Genomic DNA, 24,798 nt, shown 5'->3' with positions numbered 1-24,798 from the left:
CGGCGCGGACATTTCAAAGACCTGTCAGAGGCCGAGCGCGCCGCGTGCGGCGGCCATCGCATCGCCGCCATCCATCGTGGTGACGCCGTCGAGCCAGGCATCGAGCACGGACGGGTTTTCCTTCAGCCAGGCCTGCGCGGCCTTGTTCGGCTCGGTGCCGTCATTGAGGATCGCGCCCATGATCTCGTTTTCCATGGCCAGCGAGAACTCGAGGTTCTCGAGGAACTTGCCGACATTCGGGCATTCGCCCGTGTAGCCGGCACGCACGTTGGTGTGCACGGTGGCGCCACCGAAATTGGGGCCGAACACGTCATCGCCGCCGTCGAGATAGGCCATCTCGATATTGGCGTTCATCGGGTGCGGCTCCCAGCCGAGGAAGACGACATCCTGGCTGCGCGCCGCAGCGCGCGTCACCTGCGACAGCATGCCGGCTTCCGAGCTCTCGACGATGTCGAAGCCCTTCAGGCCGAACATGTCCTTCTCGATCATGTCGATGATCAGCCGGTTGCCGTCATTGCCGGCCTCGATGCCGTAGATCTTGCCGTCGAGGTCGTCCTTGAACTTGGCGATGTCGGCGAAGGTCTTGAGCCCCTTGTCGAACGTGTATTTGGGCACCGCCAGCGTATACTTGGCGCCTTCCAGGTTGGTGCGCACGGTCTCCACCGAACCGTCCTCGCGATAGGCCTTGATGTCGGCTTCCATGGTCGGCATCCAGTTGCCGAGGAAGACGTCAATGTCCTTGTTCTTCAGCGAAGCATAGGTCACCGGCACGGAGAGGATCTTCACCTCGCTCTCGTAGCCGAGCGAATCGAGCAGCACCGAGGCGACCGCCGTCGTGGCGGTGATGTCCGTCCAGCCGACATCGGAAAAGCGCACCGCCTTGCAGGATGCCGGGTCGGCGGCAAGGGCGGCCGGGGCGGCAAGTCCAAGCGCCAGGGCTGCGGCGCCGAGGCGCAGGGCAAAAGTCTTCATCGGATCTCGTCCTCCTGATCGCGGGGACGCGGCAAGACGCGACATCCCCGGGTTGGGCTGCGGGCGGCGTGCGCCTGCCCGGTTTTCGACAATCGCCGGGCTTGCGCGCCGGCGGCATGCGAAGGGTTGGCGGCCCGCTGGATGCGGGCGCGCCGGAACGGCACGGGCGGGAAGCGGGAGGCGGCGCCGACATCCCGGCCAGTTGCAGGCTGAGGTCGATGCAGGACTGTTCCTGGCATCGAGCCCGCATGCGGCACCCGGGGTCTTCGGCGCGAGGCTCGACCGGCGCCACGGACAGGCAGCACGGACGGGCAGCACGGCCGGACATCTCCGGAAGAAATTCAGGCGGGCCTCCCTGCCCGTTTCGCCGAGCATCAAAACATTTTTGACCGGAATGTGCAATTCCCCGCTTTTTTTCCGTTTTTTCATTGATTGAACGGCCAATCAAAATTATTCCTGCATAACTGCCGGGAACCCGGGCAACAGCTGCATCGCAGCGGATGCGCAGGCCCGGATGCCCGCCCGCAAGGGGCAAGCGGGCAGCCGCGCCAGCCGTCCCGGGCTCGCCGGGCGGCCGCACAGGGCCCGCACCGAACCCGTCGCTGCCGTACCAGGTGTCCGTCGTCGGATGGAGCCGTCACGGGACGGCGATGCGACGGGAGCAACCGCCGGAACGTGAAACGGGAACCGCCATGCCGCGCATCGGAATGGAAGCACATCGCCGCAAGGCGCTGATCGACGCGACCGTGGAGACGATCCACGCGCGCGGCTTCGGCGACGCGACCATGGCGGAGATCGCCCGCCGCGCCGGGGTTTCCGGCGGGCTGGCGCATCACTATTTCGGCTCCAAGGCGGGCCTTTTGAACGCCACGATGCGGGCGCTGCTCACCGACCTGTCGCGCGAGACCCGCGAACGCATGGCCAGGGCGGCCGGGCCGCGCGAGCGCATCTCGGCGATGATCGCGGCAAGCTTCGCGCCGACCCAGTTCCAGCCGGCGCTGATCTCCGCCTGGCTCGCCTTCTACCTGCAGGCACGCACCGAGCCGGAAACCCGGCGCCTGCTCAGGGTCTATCACCGCCGTCTCGTCTCGAACCTGGCCCATGCCTTCGCCGCGCTGCTCGACGGCGAGCGCCCCCGCCAGGCGGCGGAAGGCACCGCCGCCATGATCGACGGCTTGTGGCTGCAGCACATCTTCGCCGACGGTCCTCCCCAGCCGCGCAGCGCCGTGCGCCGGGTGGAGGACTATGTCGAACGTCAACTGGCCGGCTGAAGGCGGGCCCGAAGCAATGGACAACGCCATGCAGGACGCGACGCATATCGTCATCGGCGCCGGGTCGGCGGGTGCCGCCCTCGCCTACCGGCTGTCGGAGGATCCCGCCAACAAGGTGCTGGTGCTGGAGGCCGGCGGCACGGATATCGGCCCCTTCATCCAGATGCCGGCCGCACTCAGCTACCCGATGAACATGTCCCGCTACGACTGGGGCTTTGAAAGCGAACCCGAGCCTCATCTGGGCGGACGGCGTCTCGCCACCCCGCGCGGCCGGGTCGTCGGCGGCTCCTCCTCGATCAACGGCATGGTCTATGTGCGCGGCCATGCCCGCGACTTCGACACCTGGGCCGGGATGGGCGCGCAAGGCTGGTCCCATGCCGATGTCGCCCCCTATTTCGAGCGGATGGAGACGAGCCATGGCGGCGAGGCGGGCGTGCGCGGCACCTCCGGTCCGATGCATGTGACGCGCGGCAGCAAGTGGAGCCCGCTCTACGACGCCTTCATCGAAGCGGGACGGCAGGCCGGTTACGAGACGACGCCCGACTATAACGGGCTGAAGCAGGAAGGCTTCGCCGACATGGAGATGACCGTGTGGCGCGGGCGCCGCTGGTCGACCGCCAATGCCTATCTGAAGCCGGCGCTGAAACGGCCCAATGTCAGGCTCGTGACCGGCGTCACCGCGCGGCGCATCCTGTTCGAGGGCACGCGCGCCCTAGGTGTCGAGTTCACGCGCGGCGGCAGGACCGAGACCGCACACGCCTCGGCCGAGGTGATCCTCGCTGCCTCCTCGATCAACTCGCCGAAGATCCTGATGCTGTCGGGCATCGGCGACGGGGCCGCCCTGTCGGCGCTCGGCATTCCGGTCCGCGCCGACCGGCCGGGCGTCGGGGCGAACCTGCAGGACCATCTGGAACTCTATATCCAGCAGGCCTGTACCCAGCCGATCACCCTCTACAAGCACTGGAACCTTGTCTCCAAGGCGCTGATCGGGGCGCAGTGGCTGTTCACCGGCACCGGGCTTGGCGCCTCCAACCATTTCGAGGCCTGCGCCTTCATCCGCTCGCGCGCCGGCATCGACTATCCCGACATCCAGTATCATTTCCTCCCCTTCGCCGTGCGCTATGACGGCAAGGCGGCGGCGGAAGGCCACGGCTTCCAGGCCCATGTCGGGCCGATGCGCTCGAAATCGCGCGGACGGGTGGCGCTGACATCGCCCGACCCGACGACTCCGCCCTCGATCCTCTTCAACTACATGTCGCATCCCGACGACTGGGAGGAGTTCCGCAAAGCAATCCGCCTGACCCGGGAGATCTTCGGGCAGGAGGCGTTCGCCCCCTATCGGGGCCGCGAGATCCAGCCGGGCGACAAGATCCAGTCCGACGCGGAGCTCGACGCTTTCATCCGCGAGCATGCGGAAAGCGCCTATCACCCCTGCGGCACCTGCCGGATGGGTGCGGCCGACGACCCGCATGCCGTGGTCGACCCGCAAGGCCGGGTGATCGGGGTGGAGGGTTTGCGCGTTGCCGACAGCTCGATCTTCCCGCAGATCACCAACGGCAATCTCAACGCGCCCTCGATCATGGCGGGCGAGAAGATCGCCGACCACGTCATGGGCCGCACGCCCCTGCCACGTTCCAACCGCGAAGCGTGGATACATCCGCACTGGCAGACAGCCCAGCGTTGAGCCACCATACTCTGCAGAAGAACAATCGCGTCCGTCAGGAGGGACACGCCATGCGCGCGCAACCGCAAGCCTCGCACTACATCAACGGACGCTACACCGAGGACCCGCACGGGCGGCCGATCGAGGACCGCTATCCGGCGACCGGCGAGGTGATCGCCCGGCTGCACGCGGCCGGCGCGGAGACGGTCAACGCGGCGGTCGCCGCGGCGCGCAGCGGCTTCCGGGTCTGGGCGGCGACGCCGGCGGCCGAGCGCGGCCGGGTGCTGCGGCGCGCCGCCGGGATCCTGCGCCAGCGCAACCGCGAGCTTTCCGAGCTCGAGACGCTCGACACCGGCAAGCCCTTGCAGGAGACCCTTGTGGCGGACGCCGCGTCCGGCGCCGACTGCCTTGAATATTTCGGTGGCCTGACCGCGACGCTGACCGGCGAGCACATCGATCTTGGCGGCTCCTTCGCCTACACCCGGCGCGAGCCGCTCGGCGTCGTCGCGGCGATCGGGGCGTGGAACTACCCGATCCAGATCGCCTGCTGGAAGGCCGCTCCCGCGCTTGCCTGCGGCAATGCGGTGATCTTCAAGCCCTCGGAAATGACGCCGCTCTCGGCCCTGAAGCTGGCCGAGATCTTCACCGAAGCCGGCCTGCCGGACGGCGTCTTCAACGTGGTGCAGGGGTTTGGCGAGACCGGCGCGCATCTCGTCTCCCACCCGGATGTCGCCAAGGTGTCGCTGACCGGCTCGGTGCCGACCGGCACGAAAGTGGCCGAGATGGCGGCGAAGACCCTGAAGCACGTGACGCTTGAGCTTGGCGGCAAGTCGCCGCTGATCGTCTTCGACGATGCCCATCTCGACAATGCGGTGTCGGCTGCGATCAACGCCAACTTCTATTCGAGCGGCCAGATCTGCTCCAACGGAACGCGGGTCTTCGTCCAGCGCGGCCTGAAGGATGCCTTCCTGGAGCGGCTGGCGGAGCGCACCGCCAGGGCACGGCTCGGCGATCCGATGGACGAGAGCGTCGACACCGGGCCGCTGGTCTCGCAAGGCCAGCTCGACAAGGTGATGGCCTATGTCGAGGCCGGCAAGAGCGAGGGCGCGCGGCTTGTCTGCGGCGGCAAACGGGCCCGGGTCCAGGGCCTTCCCGACGGGCTGTTCGTGGAGCCGACGGTCTTTGCCGATGTCGCCGACCACATGGCCATCGCCCGCGAGGAGATCTTCGGTCCCGTCATGTGCGTGCTCGATTTCGACACCGAGGAGGAGGCGCTGGCGCGCGCCAACGCGACCGAGTTCGGGCTCGCCGCCGGCGTCTTCACCCGCGACATCGCCCGCGCCCACCGGATGGTGGCGGGCCTGCACGCGGGCACCTGCTGGATCAACACCTACAACCTGACGCCCATCGAGATGCCGTTCGGCGGCTACAAGAAGTCCGGCATCGGCCGCGAGAACGGCCACGCGGCGATCGGCCACTACAGCCAGGTCAAGTCGGTCTATGTGGAGATGGGCGACGTCGAAAGCGCTTATTGAGGCAGAAACGCGAAGGCCCGCCTCAAGGGGCGGGCCTTGCAACTCCGGTTGGCGATGAGGGGGGGCTTGCGCCCGCGGATCTCAAAGCCGTACTATCGGATCATATGGTTTCATGCATTTGAAAGTCAAGTTTTGACCAGCCCGCATGAGGGTCCGTGCCGTTTTCATCAGACGAAATAAGGCATCTGCCGGACGTGATTTCGGCGCCCCGTTTTGCCACCTATCTTCGGGTTTGCGGCAATCGACCTGTACCCGCACTCGCTCTCTACCAGTGGAACCTGGAAATATCCGCCGCCTTTATCGTCCCCTTGCAGATTTGCGAGATCGGCGTGCGCAACGGCGTCGCCCATGCACTCGAAGCCGTACACGGTCCCGACTGGCCATGGTCGACAGGCTTCACGCGCAGCCTGCCGCAACCCAAGGCCTCCTGGCAATACGATCCGCAGGACGACCTGCGCAAGGTATCCGGCCGGGCGACAACCGTCGGCAGGGTCGTCGTCGAACTCAAGTTCGCGTTCTGGGAAAAGATCTTCACCAGAGGACAGGACGCCCGTCTTTGGCTTCCCCGTTTCCGCACGGCATTTCCCGGCGCCTCAACCGCGATCCCCATTCCAAGGGCGCGAGAGCGGGCTTTTGCAAACCTCCAGGCGATCCGCAAGTTTCGAAACCGGATTGCCCATCACGAACCGGTCTTCGCTCGCAACCTGCCGGCCGACTACAGTCGTCTTCGCCAGCTGATCGCGTGGCGCAATCCTGCAGCGGCGACCTGGCTCGACCGTATCGAACGGATTACCGCTCTGCTGCGCGACAGACCGTGAACCGCTCAGCCCTTCAGGAGGGCGAGCACCGCCTCCGGCGGGCGGGCGATGACAGCGCGGCCGCCGCGCATGACGAGCGGGCGCTCGATCAGCACCGGATCGGCCGCCATCGCCGCGACGAGCGCCTCGCTGTCGTCGAGATCGCCCAGCCCGCCCTCGCGATAGACCGGCTCGCAGGTGCGCATCAAGGCGCGCGGGTCTGCAAGACCCAGCGCGGCAAGCGCGGCGCGGATTTCCGCTTCGTCCGGCGCGTCCTTGAGATAAAGCCGCACCACCGGCTCGATGCCCGCCTCCCGGATCAGCTCCAGCGTCCGCCGCGACTTGGAACAGCGCGGATTGTGCCAGATGACGACGTCGCGCGCGCCGCTCATACGGGGAGTTCCTCGCCATGCTCGTCGATATTGGCCCAGGCCTCGGCGTTGCGCCCGACCGCCTGGTCGAGACCGGCGAGCCCGTGCCGGTCGAGCGACAGGCCGAGATGGTTGAGGATGCGGCCGACAAGGCCGGGGCCCTCGTAGACGAGCCCGGTGTAGAGCTGCACCAGATTGGCGCCGGCGGTGATCTTGGTCCAGGCACTCTCGCCGCTGTCGATGCCGCCGACGCCGATGATCGGCAGGCGTGGCCCGACACGAAGGCGCATGCGCGCCAGCGCGATGGTGGAGAGGCGGAACAGCGGCCGGCCCGACAGCCCGCCCGCCTGCGCGGCGCCCGCCCTGTCCTTCAGGCCCTCGCGCGCCAGCGTCGTGTTGGAGACGATGAGCCCGTCGATGCCGCAGCCCAGGACCTCGGTGGCGATGTCGTCGAGGCCGCCCTGGTCGATGTCGGGCGCGATCTTCAAAAGCACCGGCACCGGGCGGCCGTGGCGGGCGGCGGCCATCTCGCGCGCCTCCATCACCCGCGACAGAAGCTCGTGCAGCGCAGCGCGCGCCTGCAGGTCGCGCAGGCCCGGCGTGTTCGGCGAGGAGACGTTGACGGCGAAATAGGAGGCGAGGTCGGCGAAGGCCTCGATGCCCGCCACATAGTCGGCGATGCGGTCGTCGGCGTCCTTGTTGGCCCCCACATTGACGCCGACGATGCCGCCGCGATGGCGGCGCGCCTCAAGCCGGGCGCGCAGGGCCGCATGCCCCTCGTTGTTGAAGCCGAGCCGGTTGACGACGCCGCGATCGGCCACGAGGCGGAAGACGCGGGGCCGCGGATTGCCCTCCTGCGGGCGCGGCGTCACCGTGCCGACCTCGGAAAAGCCGAAGCCGAGCTTCAAGAGCGCGTCGGGCACCTCGCCGTTCTTGTCGAAGCCGGCGGCCATGCCGAGCGGGTTGGGAAAGGCGAGGTCGCCGAGGCTGACGGCAAGGCGATTGTCCGCCGGCACCCGGCAGGAGGGCATCAGCCCGCTCGCCAGCGCCTTCACCGTCATGCCATGGGCGGTTTCCGCGTCGATGGAGAAAAGCGCCTTGCGGGCAAGCGCGTCCAGCACCGAAGAGACCATCAAAGCCCCTCCGGGAAGACATGCGCCCCGTCGGGTCCGAGCGGCAGCGGGCGCACCCACGCTGCGGCCGATACCGGCAGTTCGGCATAAAGATGCGGGAACAGCGCGCCTCCGCGCGAGGGCTCCCATTTCAGCGCCGCGCCCAGCGCCTCCGCCTCGACCGCAACGAGGACAAGGTCGGCCTGGCCGGCGAAATGCCTGGCCGCCGTTTCGCGCAGCTGGTCGGCGGCCGAGAAGTGGATAAATCCGTCCGCCAGGTCTACGGGCGCGCCGGTGAAGCGCCCAGCAGCCTCGGCCTCCGCCCAGGCTGCTTGCGGAGAAATCTTGTAGATCAGCGTCATGCAGCGCCCCCGGCCGGCTTGCGTGTCCTTGATGGTGCCGGATTACAGGCTGGTGGCAGCCGAGACAAGGGTGCGCGTTGCCGCGGAAGACGGGAACAAGACGGGGCGGAAGACGGGGACAAGCCCCCCGCAGGGCGACCGCGGACTGGCACTCGGGTGCCTTTAGGAATATATACCCGTAACGGGAGTATCCCTCGGCAGTCCGCCGCCACGCCCGGCGGACGAAAGCCCTGCCAGCAACCGGCCGGGCGCTGGAGCCACGCCATGCTGTCGCACGAGAGCGTTTGGTCGGCGATCGACCGCCTTGCCCGCAGGAACGGCCTGACCCCCTCGGGGCTGGCGCGGCGGGCGGGCCTCGACCCGACCACCTTCAACCCGTCCAAGCGCACCGCCTCCGACGGCCGGCCCCGCTGGCCCTCGATGGAATCGATCGCCAAGATCCTCGGCGCCACCCGCTCCGAACTTGCCGACTTCGTCGCCCTGATCGACGAGCGCACCGCGCGCGCCGATGTCATGCGCTTTGCGATCCCGCCGACCCTGCCCCCGCTTGGCCTGTCGCAGGCCGAGGCGACCGGCTTCTTCCACGACGGGGCGATGGACGCGCTGACGCCGGAGGCCGCGCCCCCGGTCGTCACGGGGCCGCTGCCCGAGGCGCCGGAGGCCGACACCGCGCTGCGGGTGGAGGGCGACACGATGCTGCCGCTCTACCGGCAGGGCGATGTCGTCGTCATCTCGCCGCGCCGCCCGATCGACCGCGGCGACCGGGTGATCCTGCGGCTCGCCTCCGGCCCCGTGCTGGCCCGGATCTTCGAGCGGCGCACACGGTCGCGGGTGGAGCTCGCCCCGCTGATCGACGGCGCCGCGCCGGAACGGCTCGGCGTGTCGGAGATCGCCTGGATGGCGCGGATCATCTGGGCGAGCCAGTAGCAATGGCGCTCGCCGACAAGATCACCGGCCTCCTCGTCGCCGTCGCCGCCGGCGGATTGCTGTGGTTCGCCGGCAAGGCCTATCTGGTCGGCGACCCGCCGCCCGAGAACAGGGTCGTGGCGGAGGCCCCCGCTCCTCGGGCGCCGGACGCGGCCGCCCCGCAAGCATTGCCCCCGCAAGCACCGGCCCCGCCAGCATTGCCCCCGCAAGCGGTGGCGCCAACCTCCCCGACCGCCCCCGATGCGACGGAGACGCCCGCGACGCCGGCCTCCCCGCCCCCGGCCCCGCATCCCTCCACGATCCGCAACGTGGCGCCGGACGACATCCTGCCGCCACCGCCGGTTTCCGGCCCCCTGAAACGGGTCGAGCCGCGCCTGCCGGAGCTCCCCAGGCGCGAGATCCCGACCGAGATCACCTTCCACCAGCCGATGGTGATCGACGCCGGCAGCTTCCGGACGAAGAAGCTGACCATCCGGCTCGCCGGCATCACCGCCCCGCGCCTGGAGGAAACCTGTCCCTCGCGGCTGGGCGGCAGCTGGCCGTGCGGCGTGCGGGCGCGCACGGCGTTGCGCGCGCTGGTGCGCCGCCACGCGATCACCTGCGACAACATGGAAGAGACCGCCGGCGGGCTGATCCGGGCGAATTGCCGGCGGCGCGACACCGATCTTGCGACATGGATGGTGGAACAGGGCTGGGCGAGACCCGGCGATGGCGCGCCGCAGGCGATGACCGAGGCCTTCGAGGTGGCCCGCGCGGCGCGCAAGGGCCTGTGGCAGCTCGACTGGCGCACGGACCGTCCGCCGGCCGGTTCGGCACCCGCTCCCGGCGCTGCGACACCCGACATCGCGCCGCTTCTGGGCGGCGAGCCGGTGGAGATCGTCGACACGCCCTGGTATCCGGGCGCGGAGGCGTCCGAAGACGGCCCGGTGGAGAGCCCGGCCGGGACGAACGGCGATACGCACAGGCCCGACACGCCGGAGCCTTGAGCGGCCCGGCCGCCTCAGTCGGCGTTCATGTGCTCCGCCACATGTTCCGCCCAGCCGGCGAACCCTTCCTCTGACGGGTGAATGCCGTCGGCGCAGAAGGCGCGGCGCGGCAGGCCTTTGGTCGCCGGAATGGCGGTGACGCCGCGCTCGCGGCACAGGCACCGGCCAAGCCGCACGATCTCGACTGCGCGCGGGCGCAGGATGGTCCTGACAAGCGGCGTCAGAGCCGGCACGTCGTCAGGGGCGAGCACCTGCGACCAATAGATCCGGCTTTCGGGAAAGCGGGCCTTGAGCGCGTAGATCAGGCCGCCGAACTCGCGCCGGAAACGGCGGCCGGAATGGAAGTTCTTCAGATCGTTGAAGCCGGCGCTGATCAGGATGTGGCTGTAGGGAGCCGGCTCCAGATTGTGGACGACATGGTCGCGCAGCATCCCGGTGGTGGCGGAGTTGAACCCGGCCGCGCGCCAGTCGACACCGCACCTGTGCCGCCGGGCAAGCTGCGCGGCAACGCAGGGCGCGAGCCCGTCTTCCTGCCGCGCAATGCCGACGGCGGCGGCCGAACTGTCGCCCAGCACCAGCAGGCGTAGCCGGTTCTTGCCATCGCCTTCACCGTCCGCCGACAGGGCGTGCCCGAAGACCGGGCCGTCGGCAGGCGGAAAGCGATGGGTGCGCGCTCGCAGCCGCAGGCCGGCGACCGCGTAGAGCGGCAGCGCCAGGGTGCTCAGGTGGAAGGCAAGACGCGACACGGCCGGCCGGCCTTCAGCTTTCGGCCGGCGCATCCGCCAGCTCGCCGGCGATCGCCCGGGCGATCAGCGCCCGCGTCTCGTCGATGCCGTAGAGCGCGACGAAGGACCCGAAACGCGGCCCCCGCTCCTGGCCGAGCAGCAGCTTGTAGAGCGCCGAGAACCAGGCGACCGAGACGCCCGGCCCGCCGTCGGGGCTCTTCTTGGCGTGGTCGCGGTAGCGCTCGATGGCGCGGGCGACGTCGAGCACCGCGTCCTGGATGGCGCTCCCGTCGGCATCGGCCGGCAGTTCGGCGAGTTTCCCGTCGAGCGTCTTCAGCGCCGCCAGCTCGATCTCGTCAGGCGCATGGAAGACCTTGGTCGGCCTGACGAAATCCTCGAAGTAGCGGATCGCGTAGCCGACCAGTTCGTCGAGCTTGGGATGGGTCGCGGCGGTGACGCCTGGAACATGGCGGGAGATGAAGGCCCACAGCACGTCCTTGGTTTCCGCATTGGAGGCGGAAACCAGATTGAGCAGCATCGTGAAGGAGACAGGCATGTCGACCTGCGGCGGCCGGCCGGAATGGATGTGCCAGACCGGATTGGCGAGTTGCTGCTCGATCGGCATCGCGGGAAGCTTGCCGGCGAAGGCGAAATACTCGTCCACCGTCTTCGGGATGACGTCGAAATAGAGCTTCTTCGCCGTCTTCGGCTTGGTGAACATGTAGAGCGCCAGGCTCTCCGGCGAGGCATAGGTCAGCCACTCGTCGATGGTCAGGCCGTTGCCCTTCGACTTGGAGATCTTCTGCCCGATCTCGTCGAGGAACAGCTCGTAGACGAAATGCTCCGGCGCGGTGCCGCCGAGGATCTCGCAGATCCGGTCGTAGATCGAGGCATTGGTCAGGTGGTCCTTGCCGAACATCTCGAAATCGACGTCAAGGGCCGCCCAGCGCGCGCCGAAATCCGGCTTCCACTGCAGCTTGACGCGCCCGCCGGTGACGGGAAGCGTCGTCTCCGCACCGTTCTCGTCGTCGAAGGTGATGGTGCCGGCCTTCGCGTCGACCGCCTTCATCGGCACGTAGAGGACGCGGCCCGATGTCGGCGAGATCGGCAGAAAGGGCGAGTAGGTCGCCTGCCGCTCAGGCCCCAGCGTCGGCAGCATGACATCCATGATGTCCTGGTACTTCTCGGTCGCCTTCAGCAGGATTTCGTCGAACCGGCCGGACCGGTAATAGTCGGTGGCGCTGGCGAACTCGTAGTCGAAGCCGAACGTGTCGAGGAAACGGCGCAGCATGGCGTTGTTGTGGGCGCCGAAGCTCGGCGCGTCGCCGCCGAAGGGGTTGGGCACATCGGTCAGCGGCTTGTGCAGATGCGGCTCCAGCAAGGCGCGGTCCGGCACGTTTTCCGGGATCTTGCGCATGCCGTCCATGTCGTCGGAGAAGCACAGCAGCCGGGTCGGGATCTCGTCATTGCTGAGCACGCGAAAGGCGGTGCGCACCATCGTGGTGCGCGCCACCTCGCCGAACGTGCCGATATGCGGCAGGCCGGACGGGCCGTAGCCGGTCTCGAACAGCACCGGACGGTCGATCTTCGCCGCCGTCACGCGTTTCAGCAGCTTGCGCGCCTCCTCGAAGGGCCAGGCTTTCGAGGTGCGGGCGGCCTCGATCACGGCGGGAGAAAGGTCGAGCTTGGGCTGCGAAGCGGTGGTCATGTGCGGACCGGTGCCTTCCGGGTCTGTTGCGGGTCGGGTGTCAGCTTGTCCAGGGTTTGCGCCGGCTTGTCCACTCGCGTGCCCGGGCGGCGACGCCGGAGGACAAGTGCGGGCGCGCGCGGACACTAATCCAAGCCCGCGGCAAACGAAACCTGCACCGCACAAAAAATGGCGGGACCCCGGAGCGCAGCCCCGTAGAATCGCAGGGTTGCGATCCCCTCGCCATCCCGTTACCTGAAGGGAGCTTCATGGATGAGCGAGAAAAGGCCGAGATCCCAGATGAGTGAGCGTGTAAGCCTGCAGGAAGCCCTGATCTACGTGATGGTGATGGTCTCCGCCTCCGACAGCAGCATGACCGACAAGGAGCTGCATTCGATCGGCGAACTGATCAAGACGCTGCCTGTCTTCAAGAATTTCGACCCGGAGCGGCTGGTTCCGGTCGCCCAGGACTGCGGCGAGCGCCTGCAGGCGGAGAACGGCATGTCGGCGACCTTCGCCCTGATCGCCGACAGCGTGCCGGCGGGCTATGCCGACACGGCCTACGCGCTGGCGGTTGAAATCGCGGTGGCGGACGTCACCGTGGCGCAGGAGGAACTGCGCATGCTGCAGATGCTGCGCGACACGCTCGGCCTCGACAAGCTGACGGTCGCCGCCATCGAGCGCGGCGCGCAGGCGCGCTACCGCACCGGCGCCTGAGGCGCGGTCACGCCAGGCCGGTGCCGACCCACGGCGCCGGCTTGCCGATGTGATAGCCCTGCACCTGGGTGACGCCCAGGCCGCGCAGCATGTCCAGCGTCTTCTCGTCCTCGACATATTCGGCGATCACGCCGACGCCGATCTTGCGGGCGATCGCCACGATCCCGGCAACGATGGTCTGCTGCAACTCGTCGTGGACGACATCGCCGATGATGGCGCCGTCGATCTTCAGGCTGTCGATGCGGAACTGGCGCAGATAGGCGAAGGACGACAGGCCCGAGCCGAAATCGTCGAGAATGATCCCGCAACCGCGCTCGCGCAGGGCGAAGGTGAGCGCCTGTGCCGTCGCCATGCTGCGCACGGCCGCCGTCTCGGTGATCTCGAAACAGACCCGCCGCGCCGCGCCGGGCCGCGCGTCCAGCGCCTCCAGCAGGAAATCCTTGAACTGCGGATCGCCGACCGAGCGTCCCGAAAGGTTGATCGACAGCAGCGTGCCTTCCTCGATCCGGCCGATATTGTCGAGCGCCGTCTCCACCACCCGGCGGTCGACCTGCGGCATCAGGCCGTGGCGCTCGGCCGAGCCGATCAGGGCTGCCGGAGCGACCACCCGCCCCTCGTCGTCAAGGAAACGCAGCAGCACCTCGAGCATGGGCGCGCGGGTTCCGTCGAGCGGCCGGATCGGCATCGTGTGAAGCTGGAAGCGGCCGAATTCCAGCGACTGCTGGAGGATCTGGAGATTGCCGATATCGGTTCGCCGGGCGACCATTTCCGCATCGTCCGGACGATAGACGACGGCACGAGCCCCGCCGATCTCCTTGGCGTAGAGACAGGCCTGGTCGGCGCGGTTGAGCAGTTCGTAGACGGTCTTGGGCAGATCGCCACGGGGTTCGGGCTCGATCGTGGCGATGCCGACACTTGCGCTGACGACATGGCTGTCGCCGTTCCACACGAAGCGCATGGCGACCAGGTTGGCGACGATCCGGTTGGCGAGATCGCGCGCCGCCTCCTCGTCGCCCCCCTCCTGGACGACCGCGAACTCGTCGCCGCCAAGCCTTGCGCAGCGCACCTTACCGGGCTGCTCGAAGGTGCGCAGCATGTCGGCGATCTGGCACAGCAGCGCATCGCCGCCGCTATGCCCGGAAATGTCGTTGACGACCTTGAAGTCGTCGAGATCGACGGTGATCAGCGCCGAACCCGCCCCGCCCAGCTCGACACGTTCCAGCAGGGCCTCGAGATCCGCCTGCAGCGCATGCCGGTTGGCCAGGCCGGTCAGGGCATCCTCGCGCGCCTGGCGCCGCATCTCGCTTGCCATGAGGCTCGCGGCGGTGACGTCGCGCAACACGACGATGGCCGCCGTCAGCTGGCCGTTCTCGTCGCGATAGGGATCCATGCGCACGCGCAGGAAGCGGGTCTCGCCCTGCGTGTCGACCATTTCATGCTCGTATTCGGTCGACTGGCCGCAGAAACAGGCCTCGAAATGGGCACGCGCGCGGCCGCCGAAGCGCTCGCTTCCGATCAGTTCGGAGACGTGCAGCCCGACGAACTCCTCCGGCCGCCTGCCGTAATAGGCGGCGTTGGCGGCGTTGGTGAACTTGTAGCGGAAATCCGTGCCGATCACCGAGATGCGGTCGGTCGTCTGGCGGACGATCTCCTCGTGCAGGGACAGCCGGTCGTTGATCGCCTGGAAATGGCTGACGTCGCGGGCGGCCGAAATCACGCAGGCGACCCGTCCGTCGGGTCCCGCGACAGGCTGGAAATAGACGTCGAGCAGCTTGTCCCGGGTGTGGGAACGGATGCCCTTTGCCCGGATGCGGGACGGGCGGCCCTCGAAGGCGTCGTCGATATTGCCCTTGCGCAGGACGAAGACGCGCGGCCCCAGGACCTCCTCGACATGCTTGCCGATGACATCCTCGCGGCCCAGTCCCTCCATGTCGAGAAAGGCCCCGTCGACATCCCAGATGCGGTAGCTGCGGTCGCAGACGAAAATGCCCGCGCGGTTGATGTCGATGATGGCCTGGTGCAGGACATCGCGGTCGATCGGAAGCGGCCAGTCCCCGGCCTGCGTCCTGCCGGAAAGGGCGGCGCCGCGCGGCAGCGTTGTCGTTGCGGAGGCGACGTCACTCATGTCGGGATCGGGTCCGTTGCGCTTTACCGCCATGGCTTCAACTCGCTGGCCGGAGTGTGGGCATCGGATGGAACGCAGCTGCGGGCCATGCACCTGCAACGTCCAGGGCTAGCACCACAATGCGCGCCGCGCATCGCGCGGTGTTGCGGATACCATCAGCAGAACACCTCGTCCCAGGGGGTGGGCATCCCCACGAAATAGCCCTGCACGAGACTGACCCCGAGCTCGCGCAAGGTCTCCAGCGTCGCCTCGTCCTCGACATACTCGGCCACCACGCGAATGCGCATCGCCTCGGCCACCGCGACAATGCCGGCGACGATGGTCTGCTGCACCTCGTCCTCGCGGACATTGCCGATGATATTGCCGTCGATCTTCAGCATGTCGACATCGAAATGGCGCAGATAGCCGAAGGACGACAGGCCCGAGCCGAAATCGTCGAGGATCACCCCGTGTCCCCGCTGCTTGAGCGCCGCGATCATGTCGAGGGCGGTTTCCATCGAGCGCACGGCCGATGTTTCGGTGATCTCGAAGGCAAGGCGCCCCGCCCCGATGCCCGCCTCGTCCAACGCCGCCAGCAGGAAGTCGCGGAAGATGGGATCGCCGACCGACTGGCCCGACAGGTTGATCGTCAGCCGGACGTCCTGCGGCAGGGCCGGCATGCGCGCAAGCGCGGTCTCCACCACCCAGCGGTCGACCCGGTTCATCAGCCCGTGCCGCTCGGCGGCGGTGATGAACACTTGCGGCGGCAGTGCCCGGCCGTCCTCGCCGATGACCCGCAGCAACACCTCGTGCCAGGGCTTGCTGCGGCCGTCGACAGGGGCGATCGGCATGACATGCAGGGCGAAACGTCCCTCCTTCAAGGCGGCCTGGACCACCTGCAGGTTGCCGATCTCCTCGAAGCGGGCCTGCATCTCGCCGTCTTCGGGATGAAAGACCGACACGCGTGCGCCGCCCTTTTCCTTGGACACGAGGCAGGCCCTGTCGGCCCAGTTGATGATGTCGTGAACGGACGGGGTCCCGGCGGCGAAGGCCTCCACGTCGAGCAGGGCGACGCCGACGCTCGCACCGGCCGAATAGCGCTCGCCCTTCCACACGAAGCCGGTTCCCTCGACGCTCGCGACGACCCGGTCGGCAAGACGCGCCGCGCCGGTCTCGTCGAGCGCATCGACCAGGAATGCGAATTCGTCGCCGCCCAGCCGGGCGATGAAGGCCGTCTGGTCCAGCGAGCGCAGGAGGCTTGCCACCTGTCGCAGCAGGGCGTCGCCGGCGACATGGCCGGCAAGGTCGTTGACCACCTTGAAGTCGTCGAGGTCGACGAGAAGCAGCGCCGTGCCGTAACGGGTGCCGCAATCCGTGCCGGCCTGCAGGCAAAGGTCGATCCGGCGCGCCAGTTCGGCCTCCAGCGCATAGCGGTTGGCCAGCCCGGTGAGCGCGTCCTCCAGCGCCTGGCGTCGCAGGCGCTGGTTGAGGATGGCCGCTTCGGTGATGTCGCGCATGTTGACGACGGCGCCGACGATGTCGCCGTTCTCGTCGCGCAGCGGTTCCAGCCGTACCGCGTATTGCGTGTCGCTTCCCTTGCCGTTCGGCCAGGCGAACTCGTACTGCGTCGCCTCGCCGTTGAAGCAGGAGGTCAGCCGCGGCAACACCCGCTGGCGAAACCCTTCGGCGCCGATGATGTCGGGCACCGTCAGGCCGATCACCTCTTCCGGCGCCCGCCTCCAGATCATCGCATAGGCGGGATTGACCCAGTGGTAGCGATAGTCGGCCCCGACCACGGCGAGCGCGTCCGACGTCTGCCGGATGACGTCCTCCTGCATGGACACGCGCTGTTCCAGTTCGTGCAGGTGGGTCTTGTCCTCCATCATCAGCAGAAAGCCGATGACCTCGCCCGCGGCGTCCCAGACCGGCTCGTGGCGGATGCGCAGCAACCGGCCCCGCGTCGCCCGGCGCAGACCCCATTCGACCGTCGATTGCGGCTCCCCGCGCAGCACCGCCTCGATATTGGGGCGGCGGGCATCGACGATCGCCGCTCCGTAGACATCTCCCAGCGAACGGCCGATCACCTCGCTGCGGCTCAGCCCGTCGACCTGCAGGCAGACGGCGTTGACCTCGCGGATGACGAGGTTCCTGTCGCAATAGAGCATCCGGACCGGGGAAACATGGAACGCCGCGCCGAAGGCGCTGGCCTGCGGGCCGGACAAATGGAATGCCACATCCCCCGCGCCGCTGATCGTATTGCCCATGGACGCCACGCTGGCTGGCTCCTTCCCGCATTTCCGCCGATGCGAAACACCTGCACGAATCCTACACCCAAGTACTCGTGCCGTAACAGCATAAAGCCGTTTCGCCAGATTGCCCCCTGCATCATTACGTTTGTTTTAAGAGCCATGGTTACGGGGATGCGAATCCGGCGCCGGTCCAGTCGAAATCCGAACCGAAACCAGTTGAAGCCAAGTCGAATGCACGCGAAACCGGTTGCGCGCGCAACCGGATGCCCCTCATCGCAAGGAGCGGACGGAAGAAGGGCGGCCCGGCCGGGCTCACGTCCTAGTTTACGCTGCGGACCTCTCCGGGGATGTCGAGCGAGAAGGCGGGGATGTCGACATCGAATCGCTCGCCGTCCGTCGTCTCCATCTGGTAGGAGCCGGCCATCATCCCGGAACTGGTGCGCAAGGGGCAGCCGGAGGTGTATTCGAAGCGTTCGCCGGGGGCGAGCACGGGCTGTTCGCCGACGACGCCGAGACCGCGCACCTCCTCGAGGTGCCCGACCGCGTCGACGATGCGCCAGTGCCGGGCGCGCAGGCGCACCGTGTCCATGCCCAGATTGACGATATCGACGTTATAGGCCCAGAAATACCGCCCGTCCGCGGGGTCGGATTCCTCCGCCAGATACTGCGGCTCGACCGTGACCTGGATATCGTGCGTGACCGCCCGGTACATGTTTCGCTCCACCGCAAGGCGTGCTCGCGCCAATCCGCACGCACGCTTCAGCCGTCTGTAATCTATACCGGAATCGCGGATTTTTCACCCCTTGCAAAACCTGCCGGGGGTTTTCGGACACGCGCTTGTGCCAGCGGGTGATGCGCTTGTGAGCGCAGCGTGCTTGCCTTGCCCCGGCGTCTGGGTCATCTGAGACCAACGCAGCCGGCCTGCGCCGGCCGGGCACCAGGGCAGCCGGCGGTGCCGGCCGGGCACCAGGGCAGCCGGCGGTGCCGGCCGCGAAAGGGGTTCACCGATGTTCGACGCACGCCTCAGGCCGCTGATCGACCCGCCGCTCGACGCGGCCGGCGGCCGGCTGGCGCGTGCCGGCGTCAGCGCCGATGCCGTCACCCTTGCCGGCTTTGCCTGCGGGCTGTGTGCGGCCGCCTCGATCGCCTGCGGCGCGATGCTGGCGGGCGCCTTGCTGATCCTCGCCAACCGGCTGGCCGACGGGCTCGACGGCGCCGTCGCCCGGGCCGGCGCCAGGACCGATCGCGGCGGTTATCTGGACATCGTGCTGGATTTCTTCTTCTACGGGGCGATTCCCTTCGCCTTCGCCGTCCAGAACGGCGCCGACAACGCGCTTGCCGCCGCAGCGCTGCTGCTCGCCTTCTACATGAACGGCGCCAGCTTTCTCGGCTTCTCGGTGATGGCGGCGAAGCGCGGCATCACCACCGACGTGCAAGGGGCGAAGTCGCTCTACTATCTCGGCGGGCTTGCCGAGGGGGCGGAGACGATCGCGGTGTTTCTCGCCATGTGCCTGTTCCCGCAATGGTTCGCGGTGCTGGCCTATGGCTTCGCCGCCATCTGCGTCGTCTCCGCCGTGTCGCGGGTCGTGCTGGTGGCCCGGATGCTGTCCTGAACCTCAGCCGCGCACGGTGTCGAGCGCGGTGAGCAGGTCGGCGGCCAGATCGTCCTCGTGTTCGAGCCCGACCGACAGGCGCAACAGGCTCTCGCCGATGCCCAGTTCGGCACGCGCCTCTTCCGCCAGGCTCTGGTGGGTCGTCGTCGCCGGATGGGTGACGAGGCTCTTGGCATCGCCCAGGTTGTTGGACATCCTGACGATCTTCAGCGCGTTGCAGAAGCGGAACGCCCCCTCCTTGCCGCCGGCCACCTCGAGCGCGATCATCGTCGAGCCGGACTTCATTTGCCGGCGGGCAAGCTCCGCCTGCGGGTGGTCGTCGCGGCCGGGATAGATCAGCCGGGCGACGGCCGGATGCTCGGCCAGCACATCGGCGAGACGCGCGGCGGTGCGGGTCTGGCGCTCGACGCGCAAGGGCAGCGTCTCCAGCCCCTTGAGCAGCACCCAGGCGTTGAACGGGCTCATCGCCGGCCCGGTATGCTTCATGAAGGGCATCACCTCGTCGGTGATGAACTCCTCGCTGCCGAGCACGACGCCGCCAAGGCACCGGCCCTGCCCGTCGATATGCTTGGTCGCGGAATAGACGACGATGTCGGCGCCCAGCTCGAACGGCGACTGCCAGAGCGGCGTTGCAAAGACATTGTCGACGATCAGCTTCGCGCCGACCGCATGCGCCATGTCGGCGACGGCGGCGATGTCGATCACCTCGAGCGTCGGATTGGTCGGGCTTTCCAGGAAGCAGGCGACGGTTTCCGGCCGGATGGCGGCGCGCCAGGCATCGAGGTCGGTGCCGTCGACCAGCGTCGACGTCACCCCGAAGCGCGGCAGCAGCGTCTCGACGATGTAGCGGCAGGAGCCGAACAGCGCCTTGGCGGCGACGACATGATCGCCGGCCTTGCAGCAGGCCATGAGAGCGAGATTGACGGCGGCCATGCCGCTGGCGGTGCCGCGCGCGGCTTCCGCGCCTTCGAGAGCGGCGATGCGGTTCTCGAACATGGCGACGGTCGGATTGGCGTAGCGCGAGTAGACGAAACCCGGATCCTCGCCGTTGAAGCGGGCCTCGGCCGCCTCGGCGGTCTCGTAGACAAAGCCCTGGGTCAGGAACATCGCCTCGGAGGTCTCTCCGAAGGGCGAGCGGGTCGTGCCACCGTGAACCAGGATCGTTTCCGGGTGCCAGCCGTGCGATTTTGTCGTCATTCTGCTCTCCAAATGCAAAACCCCGGCCTTGTACGGACCGGGGTTTTCGCAAACCCGGCCTGTTTAGCGACTTGTTTAACGTGGCTGCAAGCCGGCCGGCCCAAATCACCACGAAGTACGGAAGTTTTGATAGTCCACGGCGCAAGGCGCGTCAACTTTCCTTGCAGAAGGCGAACGACCTCGGGGAGAGGCGCCCGCAATGGCACACAGCCATGCCGCACACTCCCCTCTCCCCCCCTTGAGGGGGAGATGCCGGCAAAGCCGGCAGAGGGGGGAGCAGCGGAGGCCTCCCCTTACGTCCTGAGCACCCGGTAGATCGCCGGGATCACCAGCACGGTGAGCAGGGTCGAGGAGGCAAGGCCGAAGAGCAGCGAGATCGCCAGCCCCTGGAAGATCGGATCGGTGAGGATCACGGCGGCGCCGATCATCGCGGCGAGCGCGGTCAGCAGGATCGGCTTGAAGCGGATCGCGCCGGCGAGCAGCAGCACCTCGGTCAGCGGCCGGTCGGGCTGCCGCGCATGGCGGATGAAATCGACCAGCAGGATCGAGTTGCGCACGATGATGCCGGCAAGCGCGATGAAGCCGATCATCGAGGTCGCCGAGAACGGCGCGCCGAACAGCCAGTGGCCGCCGAGAATGCCGATGAAGGTGAGCGGGATCGGCGTCAGGATGACGAGCGGCACCTTGAAGGAGCCGAACTGGGCGACGACGAGAATGTAGATGCCGACCAGCGCCACCATGAAGGCCGCGCCCATGTCGCGGAAGGTGACCCAGGTGACCTCCCATTCGCCGTCCCACAGAAGCGTCACGGCGCTTTCGTCCTCCGGCTGGCCGTTGAGGCGGACGACCGGCTTCGGCAGGTCGCCCCAGTCGATGGCGTCGAGCGCCTCGCCAACCGCGATCATGCCGTAGAGCGGTGCCTCGTAGGCGCCGGCAAGCTCGCCCGTCACCATCTCGGCGAAACGGCCGTTGTGGCGGAAGAGCGGGTGGGAGGCCGTCTCCTCGCGCACCCGCACCACGTCGCCGAGCTCGACGATGGCGGCGCTGCCGGGCAGCACGTTGGCCGGGATCGGGGTTGCCAGCGCGCGCTCGTCGAGCAGTCTTTCGCCGCGCGGCCGCTCGATGCGGATCGGCAGCGGCTGGCGCCCTTCGCCGCGGTGGGAATAGCCGACCGTCCGGCCGGTGCCGAGCAGCGCCAGCGTGTCGAACACATCGCCCTCCCCGACCCGGAAGAAGTCGAGCTCGTCGGTCGACACCGTGACCCGCTTGCGCGGCGCCGGCACGCCGAAACTGTCATCGACATCGACGATGAAGGGAACCGAGGCGAAGGCCTCGCGCACCTTCTCGGCGACGGCCCGGCGCGTCTCGGCATCCGGTCCGTAGATCTCGGCAAGCAGCGTCGCCATGACCGGCGGCCCCGGCGGCGGCTCGACCACTTTCAGCGAGGTGCCGACGGGCACGTCGAGCGCGGCAAGCCGGGTGCGGATGTCGAGGGCGATGGCATGGCTCGCGCGGGCGCGCTCGCCCTTCGGCGCAAGCACCAGGGAGACATCGCCAAGCTGCGGCTCGGCGCGCAGGTAGCTATGGCGGACGAGGCCGTTGAAATCGAAGGGCGCCGCCGTGCCGGCATGGGTGGTCGCCATCGCCACTTCCGGCAGGCCCAGCACCGCGCGGGCCACCGCCTGCGCCACCGCGTCCGTCGCCTCGACGGAGGAGCCCTCCGGCAGGTCGATCATCACGGCTAGCTCCGACTTGTTGTCGAAAGGCAGCAGCTTGACCGTCACGTCCTTCGTCGCAAACAGCGTCATCGAGCCGAGCGTCGCCGCGCCGACCAGCAGCAGGAAGACCCAGCTTCGCGCCTTGCTGGCGAGCACCGGCCGGGCGACGGCGAGATAGGCGCGACCGAGACGGCCGCCGCTGCCGGCATCCTCGCCGCCCGCGTGATGCGCCGGCGCGGCGCCGGCCGTCTTCATCATCAGCCAGGGCGTCACCGTGACCGCGACGAAGAAGGAAAAGATCATCGCCGCAGAGGCATTGGCCGGGATCGGGCTCATATAGGGGCCCATCAGGCCGGAGACGAAAAGCATCGGCAGCAGCGCGGCGACGACGGTCAGCGTTGCCACGATGGTCGGGTTGCCGACCTCGGCCACCGCCTCGATCGCCGCCTGGCGGCGCGGACGGCCGTCGCCCATCGCCCAGTGGCGGGCGATGTTCTCGATCACCACGATCGCGTCGTCGACGAGGATGCCGATGGAAAAGATCAGCGCGAAAAGCGAGACGCGGTTGAGCGTGTAGCCCATCACGCTGGCGGCGAACAGCGTCAGCAGGATGGTCACGGGAATGACCACGGCCACCACCAGCGCCTCGCGCCGGCCGATCGCCACCCAGGCGAGGGCGATGATCGACAGGGTCGCAAGGCCGAGATGGAAGAGGAGTTCGTTGGCCTTCTCGTTGGCCGTCTCGCCATAGTCGCGGGTGACGGTCACCGTCATCGTTTCGGGCACCAGCGGGCCTTTCAGCATCTCGACCCGGTGAAGGATCGCCTCCGCGACCGTCACCGCGTTCGACCCGGCGCGCTTGGCAATGGCCAGCGTCACCGCCGGCACGCGGCGCAATGCGCCGTCGCCCGCACGCGTCACCCTGGCGGTCAGCGCATCGCTTTCCGAGGCCAGCGCGACATCGGCGACGTCGCGCACATAGACCGGCCGGCCGTCGCGGGTGGTGAGCACCAGATTGCCGATCTCCTCCGGGCTCGACAGCGTCTCGCCGGCAACGAGCGTCACGTCGGCGCCGGCGTCGCGGATGCGGCCGGCCGGAAAGGCCCGGTTGGCGCCCCCGACCTTGCCGGCGAGCTGCTGCAGGGTGACGCCGTAGAGCGCCAGCTTCTCCGGATCGGGGGCAATGCGCAGCGCCTCGTCCACCGCGCCGACCAGATAGGTCAGTCCGACATTCTCGACCTTGGCGAGTTCCACCTGCAATTCGCGGGCAACGCGCGAGAGATCGGCCGGCGTCACCTCGACCCCGGAGCCCGGGGCGGCGGACAGCGTCAGCGCGACGATGGCGACATCGTCGATGCCGCGCCCGACGACCAGCGGCTCGGGAATTCCGACCGGGATGCGGTCCATGTTGGCGCGGATCCTGTCATGCACGCGCAAGACGGCGGCGTCGGACGAGGTGCCGACGAGGAAGCGCGCCGTCAGCATCACCTGATCGTCACGGGTCTGCGAATAGACGTGCTCGACGCCGTCGATGCCCTTGACGATGGTCTCCAGCGGTTCGGTGACGAGCTTGACCGCGTCGGCGGCCTTGAGCCCGTCGGCGCGCACATGGATATCGACCATCGGCACAGAGATCTGCGGCTCCTCCTCGCGCGGCAGCGAGACGAGGGCGATCAGCCCGAGCGCGAGGGCGGCGAGTAGGAACAGGGGGGTGAGCGGCGAGGCGATGAAGGCGCGGGTCAGCCCGCCCGCGATGCCGAGGCCGCCGGATGGCGTCGTCCCGGATGGTGTCGTCATGGAAGGACCAGCTCGTCGCCGGGCTTCAGGCCGGTGAGGATCTCCACATGGGTCTCGCCGTCATGGCGGACGGCACCGCCGGTGAGCACGGTGCGCTCCACCTCGCCCTCCCCCACGCGCAGGCGGACGAAGTCGAGGCCGGCGCGGGTGACGATGGCGGCCGGCGGCAGCAGGAGCGCGGATCGCTCCCCGACCGGCAGGCGAACCAGGAGACGGGCGTTGATGAAGGTCGCGTCAAGGCCGGGCACCTCGACATCGGCGACGACACGGCCGTTCTCGATGGTCGGGTAGATCTTGGCGAGCCGGCCGGGGGAGAGCCCGCCTCCGGTCTCGATCTCGATATCCGCGCCCTCCTCCAGGCGGACGGCGTGGCGCTCGGGAACCGACAGGCGCAGGAAGGTGCCGCCGCTGCCCAGCACCGCCACGGTCTCGCCGGGCAGGATGACCGCGCCGCGCGTGACGGGAACCTTGAGAATGCGGCCGGCGGCCGGCGCCAGCACGGCGCCCTCCTCGCCCTGCTGGACGACGACCGAGCGCTCGGCGGTGGCGGCCGAGATCTCGTTGCGCACCACCTCGGCGGCGGTGGCGAGCTGGTCGACCCGCTGGCGGGTGGCGACGCCGCGCTCAACAAGGGTCTCGGCCCTTGCCAGCTCCGCCTCGGCATTGGCAAGCTGGCTTTGCAGCGCCCTGAGCCGCGCCTCGATGGCGGCGGTGCGGAAGGCGATCTTCTCGTCGCTGACGACGGCGATGCGCGCGCCGGCGGCGACCGTGTCGCCCTCCTCGACCTCGAGCGTGGCCAGCGTGCCGCCGATGCGCGCCCGCGCGGGCACCTCGTCGCGGGCCTCGACCTGGCCGAAGACCGCCTTCCACTCCGTCACCATGCGCGGCTCGACGACCAGCGAGGCGGCAAGCGCGGACGCCGAAAGGGCGGCGAGCATCAGGCCGCCGGCACAGGCGGCCGCAAGCGCGGTGGAACGAGGCGTCATCGAAGCAAC

20 protein-coding genes and 1 riboswitch are annotated in these 24,798 nt (G+C 68.4%); of the genes, 8 read left to right on the top strand and 12 right to left on the bottom strand.

Annotated elements, in window-relative coordinates; all coding sequences use genetic code 11:
• Positions 1 to 24 precede the first annotated feature (24 nt).
• Positions 25 to 972, bottom strand: a complete 948-nt coding sequence (locus tag ACQY46_RS11365; RefSeq protein WP_428700344.1) for a choline ABC transporter substrate-binding protein — start codon at positions 970 to 972, stop codon at positions 25 to 27.
• 692 nt (positions 973 to 1,664) lie between these two features.
• Between ACQY46_RS11365 and betI the strand changes: the two genes are divergently transcribed.
• The 4 genes from betI to ACQY46_RS11345 all read left to right on the top strand — a co-directional run bounded on the left by betI (position 1,665) and on the right by ACQY46_RS11345 (position 6,259).
• Positions 1,665 to 2,243, top strand: coding sequence for a transcriptional regulator BetI (gene betI / locus ACQY46_RS11360; RefSeq protein ID WP_428700343.1), 579 nt, complete (start codon positions 1,665 to 1,667; stop codon positions 2,241 to 2,243).
• A 28-nt stretch (positions 2,244 to 2,271) separates the two neighbouring features.
• A complete protein-coding gene (betA, locus tag ACQY46_RS11355; RefSeq protein ID WP_428700342.1) occupies positions 2,272 to 3,927 on the top strand; it encodes a choline dehydrogenase in 1,656 nt (551 codons plus the stop codon).
• A 50-nt stretch (positions 3,928 to 3,977) separates the two neighbouring features.
• Positions 3,978 to 5,441, top strand: coding sequence for a betaine-aldehyde dehydrogenase (gene betB, locus ACQY46_RS11350; protein WP_428700341.1), 1,464 nt, complete (start codon positions 3,978 to 3,980; stop codon positions 5,439 to 5,441).
• Positions 5,442 to 5,596: 155 nt separating this feature from the next.
• Positions 5,597 to 6,259: a hypothetical protein gene (locus tag ACQY46_RS11345; protein ID WP_428700340.1), complete on the top strand. Its 663-nt coding sequence runs from the start codon at positions 5,597 to 5,599 to the stop codon at positions 6,257 to 6,259.
• A 5-nt stretch (positions 6,260 to 6,264) separates the two neighbouring features.
• On the opposite strand, the gene arsC is transcribed toward ACQY46_RS11345, so the two are convergent.
• The 3 genes from arsC to ACQY46_RS11330 are packed head-to-tail and all read right to left on the bottom strand — an operon-like array spanning position 6,265 to position 8,083.
• A complete protein-coding gene (gene arsC / locus ACQY46_RS11340; RefSeq protein WP_428700339.1) occupies positions 6,265 to 6,630 on the bottom strand; it encodes an arsenate reductase (glutaredoxin) in 366 nt (121 codons plus the stop codon).
• Positions 6,627 to 7,742, bottom strand: coding sequence for a quinone-dependent dihydroorotate dehydrogenase (locus ACQY46_RS11335; RefSeq protein ID WP_428700338.1), 1,116 nt, complete (start codon positions 7,740 to 7,742; stop codon positions 6,627 to 6,629). The genes arsC and ACQY46_RS11335 overlap by 4 nt, the downstream gene beginning before the upstream one ends.
• The gene (locus tag ACQY46_RS11330; protein ID WP_428700337.1) at positions 7,742 to 8,083 is read right to left on the bottom strand and encodes a DUF952 domain-containing protein; all 342 of its coding nucleotides are present in this window, start codon (positions 8,081 to 8,083) and stop codon (positions 7,742 to 7,744) included. Before ACQY46_RS11330 ends, ACQY46_RS11335 begins: the two co-directional genes overlap by 1 nt.
• 264 nt (positions 8,084 to 8,347) lie before the next feature.
• On the opposite strand from ACQY46_RS11330, the gene ACQY46_RS11325 reads away from it, so the two are divergent.
• Complete coding sequence (locus ACQY46_RS11325) at positions 8,348 to 9,010, top strand: S24 family peptidase (protein ID WP_428700336.1); 663 nt, start codon at positions 8,348 to 8,350, stop codon at positions 9,008 to 9,010.
• A 2-nt stretch (positions 9,011 to 9,012) separates the two neighbouring features.
• Entirely contained in the window at positions 9,013 to 9,996 is a 984-nt protein-coding gene (locus ACQY46_RS11320; RefSeq protein WP_428700335.1) for a thermonuclease family protein, read from the top strand.
• A 14-nt stretch (positions 9,997 to 10,010) separates the two neighbouring features.
• Here ACQY46_RS11320 and ACQY46_RS11315 read toward each other — a convergent pair whose 3' ends face one another.
• Positions 10,011 to 10,775, bottom strand: a complete 765-nt coding sequence (locus ACQY46_RS11315) for an SGNH/GDSL hydrolase family protein (RefSeq protein WP_428700334.1) — start codon at positions 10,773 to 10,775, stop codon at positions 10,011 to 10,013.
• On the bottom strand, positions 10,756 to 12,429 hold the full coding sequence (locus tag ACQY46_RS11310; protein WP_428700333.1) for a lysine--tRNA ligase: 1,674 nt from the start codon (positions 12,427 to 12,429) through the stop codon (positions 10,756 to 10,758). The genes ACQY46_RS11315 and ACQY46_RS11310 overlap by 20 nt, the downstream gene beginning before the upstream one ends.
• Before the next feature lie 279 nt (positions 12,430 to 12,708).
• Between ACQY46_RS11310 and ACQY46_RS11305 the strand changes: the two genes are divergently transcribed.
• The gene (locus ACQY46_RS11305) at positions 12,709 to 13,125 is read left to right on the top strand and encodes a tellurite resistance TerB family protein (RefSeq protein WP_428700332.1); all 417 of its coding nucleotides are present in this window, start codon (positions 12,709 to 12,711) and stop codon (positions 13,123 to 13,125) included.
• A gap of 7 nt (positions 13,126 to 13,132) precedes the next feature.
• Here ACQY46_RS11305 and ACQY46_RS11300 read toward each other — a convergent pair whose 3' ends face one another.
• The 3 genes from ACQY46_RS11300 to apaG all read right to left on the bottom strand — a co-directional run bounded on the left by ACQY46_RS11300 (position 13,133) and on the right by apaG (position 18,190).
• Positions 13,133 to 15,250 carry a putative bifunctional diguanylate cyclase/phosphodiesterase gene (locus ACQY46_RS11300; RefSeq protein WP_428700331.1) on the bottom strand — a complete coding sequence of 706 codons (2,118 nt, stop codon included), beginning with the start codon at positions 15,248 to 15,250 and terminating at the stop codon, positions 13,133 to 13,135.
• Between the two features lie 155 nt (positions 15,251 to 15,405).
• Positions 15,406 to 17,493 carry a putative bifunctional diguanylate cyclase/phosphodiesterase gene (locus tag ACQY46_RS11295; RefSeq protein WP_428700473.1) on the bottom strand — a complete coding sequence of 696 codons (2,088 nt, stop codon included), beginning with the start codon at positions 17,491 to 17,493 and terminating at the stop codon, positions 15,406 to 15,408.
• 304 nt (positions 17,494 to 17,797) lie between these two features.
• Positions 17,798 to 18,190, bottom strand: coding sequence for a Co2+/Mg2+ efflux protein ApaG (gene apaG / locus ACQY46_RS11290; protein WP_428700330.1), 393 nt, complete (start codon positions 18,188 to 18,190; stop codon positions 17,798 to 17,800).
• Between the two features lie 295 nt (positions 18,191 to 18,485).
• On the opposite strand from apaG, the gene ACQY46_RS11285 reads away from it, so the two are divergent.
• A complete protein-coding gene (locus tag ACQY46_RS11285; protein ID WP_428700329.1) occupies positions 18,486 to 19,091 on the top strand; it encodes a CDP-alcohol phosphatidyltransferase family protein in 606 nt (201 codons plus the stop codon).
• Positions 19,092 to 19,094: 3 nt separating this feature from the next.
• On the opposite strand, the gene ACQY46_RS11280 is transcribed toward ACQY46_RS11285, so the two are convergent.
• The 3 genes from ACQY46_RS11280 to ACQY46_RS11270 all read right to left on the bottom strand — a co-directional run bounded on the left by ACQY46_RS11280 (position 19,095) and on the right by ACQY46_RS11270 (position 24,789).
• Positions 19,095 to 20,288 (bottom strand): O-succinylhomoserine sulfhydrylase, encoded by a 1,194-nt coding sequence (locus tag ACQY46_RS11280; protein ID WP_428700328.1) that lies wholly within the window; start codon positions 20,286 to 20,288, stop codon positions 19,095 to 19,097.
• Positions 20,289 to 20,330: 42 nt separating this feature from the next.
• Positions 20,331 to 20,410: riboswitch (SAM riboswitch) on the bottom strand.
• A 171-nt stretch (positions 20,411 to 20,581) separates the two neighbouring features.
• Entirely contained in the window at positions 20,582 to 23,803 is a 3,222-nt protein-coding gene (locus tag ACQY46_RS11275; RefSeq protein ID WP_428700327.1) for an efflux RND transporter permease subunit, read from the bottom strand.
• Complete coding sequence (locus ACQY46_RS11270; protein WP_428700326.1) at positions 23,800 to 24,789, bottom strand: efflux RND transporter periplasmic adaptor subunit; 990 nt, start codon at positions 24,787 to 24,789, stop codon at positions 23,800 to 23,802. Before ACQY46_RS11270 ends, ACQY46_RS11275 begins: the two co-directional genes overlap by 4 nt.
• Between the last annotated feature and the right edge of the window lie 9 nt (positions 24,790 to 24,798).

The sequence above is a fragment of the Stappia sp. genome, from assembly GCF_965276915.1.
GTDB lineage: Bacteria > Pseudomonadota > Alphaproteobacteria > Rhizobiales > Stappiaceae > Stappia.
This window is presented reverse-complemented; position numbering and strand designations above follow the sequence as displayed.

Bases quoted from the DNA above. Each gene is read 5' to 3' on its own strand.
- arsC (WP_428700339.1), bottom strand. From the start codon at position 6,630: ATGAGCGGCGCGCGCGACGTCGTCATCTGGCACAATCCGCGCTGTTCC.
- betB (WP_428700341.1), top strand. From the start codon at position 3,978: ATGCGCGCGCAACCGCAAGCCTCGCACTACATCAACGGACGCTACACC.
- ACQY46_RS11295 (WP_428700473.1), bottom strand. From the start codon at position 17,493: ATGGGCAATACGATCAGCGGCGCGGGGGATGTGGCATTCCATTTGTCC.
- betA (WP_428700342.1), top strand. From the start codon at position 2,272: ATGCAGGACGCGACGCATATCGTCATCGGCGCCGGGTCGGCGGGTGCC.
- ACQY46_RS11335 (WP_428700338.1), bottom strand. From the start codon at position 7,742: ATGGTCTCTTCGGTGCTGGACGCGCTTGCCCGCAAGGCGCTTTTCTCC.
- ACQY46_RS11270 (WP_428700326.1), bottom strand. From the start codon at position 24,789: ATGACGCCTCGTTCCACCGCGCTTGCGGCCGCCTGTGCCGGCGGCCTG.
- betI (WP_428700343.1), top strand. From the start codon at position 1,665: ATGCCGCGCATCGGAATGGAAGCACATCGCCGCAAGGCGCTGATCGAC.
- ACQY46_RS11280 (WP_428700328.1), bottom strand. From the start codon at position 20,288: ATGACGACAAAATCGCACGGCTGGCACCCGGAAACGATCCTGGTTCAC.
- ACQY46_RS11310 (WP_428700333.1), bottom strand. From the start codon at position 12,429: ATGACCACCGCTTCGCAGCCCAAGCTCGACCTTTCTCCCGCCGTGATC.
- ACQY46_RS11330 (WP_428700337.1), bottom strand. From the start codon at position 8,083: ATGACGCTGATCTACAAGATTTCTCCGCAAGCAGCCTGGGCGGAGGCC.
- ACQY46_RS11275 (WP_428700327.1), bottom strand. From the start codon at position 23,803: ATGACGACACCATCCGGGACGACGCCATCCGGCGGCCTCGGCATCGCG.
- ACQY46_RS11315 (WP_428700334.1), bottom strand. From the start codon at position 10,775: ATGCGCCGGCCGAAAGCTGAAGGCCGGCCGGCCGTGTCGCGTCTTGCC.
- ACQY46_RS11320 (WP_428700335.1), top strand. From the start codon at position 9,013: ATGGCGCTCGCCGACAAGATCACCGGCCTCCTCGTCGCCGTCGCCGCC.
- ACQY46_RS11365 (WP_428700344.1), bottom strand. From the start codon at position 972: ATGAAGACTTTTGCCCTGCGCCTCGGCGCCGCAGCCCTGGCGCTTGGA.
- ACQY46_RS11300 (WP_428700331.1), bottom strand. From the start codon at position 15,250: ATGAGTGACGTCGCCTCCGCAACGACAACGCTGCCGCGCGGCGCCGCC.
- ACQY46_RS11325 (WP_428700336.1), top strand. From the start codon at position 8,348: ATGCTGTCGCACGAGAGCGTTTGGTCGGCGATCGACCGCCTTGCCCGC.
- apaG (WP_428700330.1), bottom strand. From the start codon at position 18,190: ATGTACCGGGCGGTCACGCACGATATCCAGGTCACGGTCGAGCCGCAG.
- ACQY46_RS11285 (WP_428700329.1), top strand. From the start codon at position 18,486: ATGTTCGACGCACGCCTCAGGCCGCTGATCGACCCGCCGCTCGACGCG.
- ACQY46_RS11305 (WP_428700332.1), top strand. From the start codon at position 12,709: ATGAGTGAGCGTGTAAGCCTGCAGGAAGCCCTGATCTACGTGATGGTG.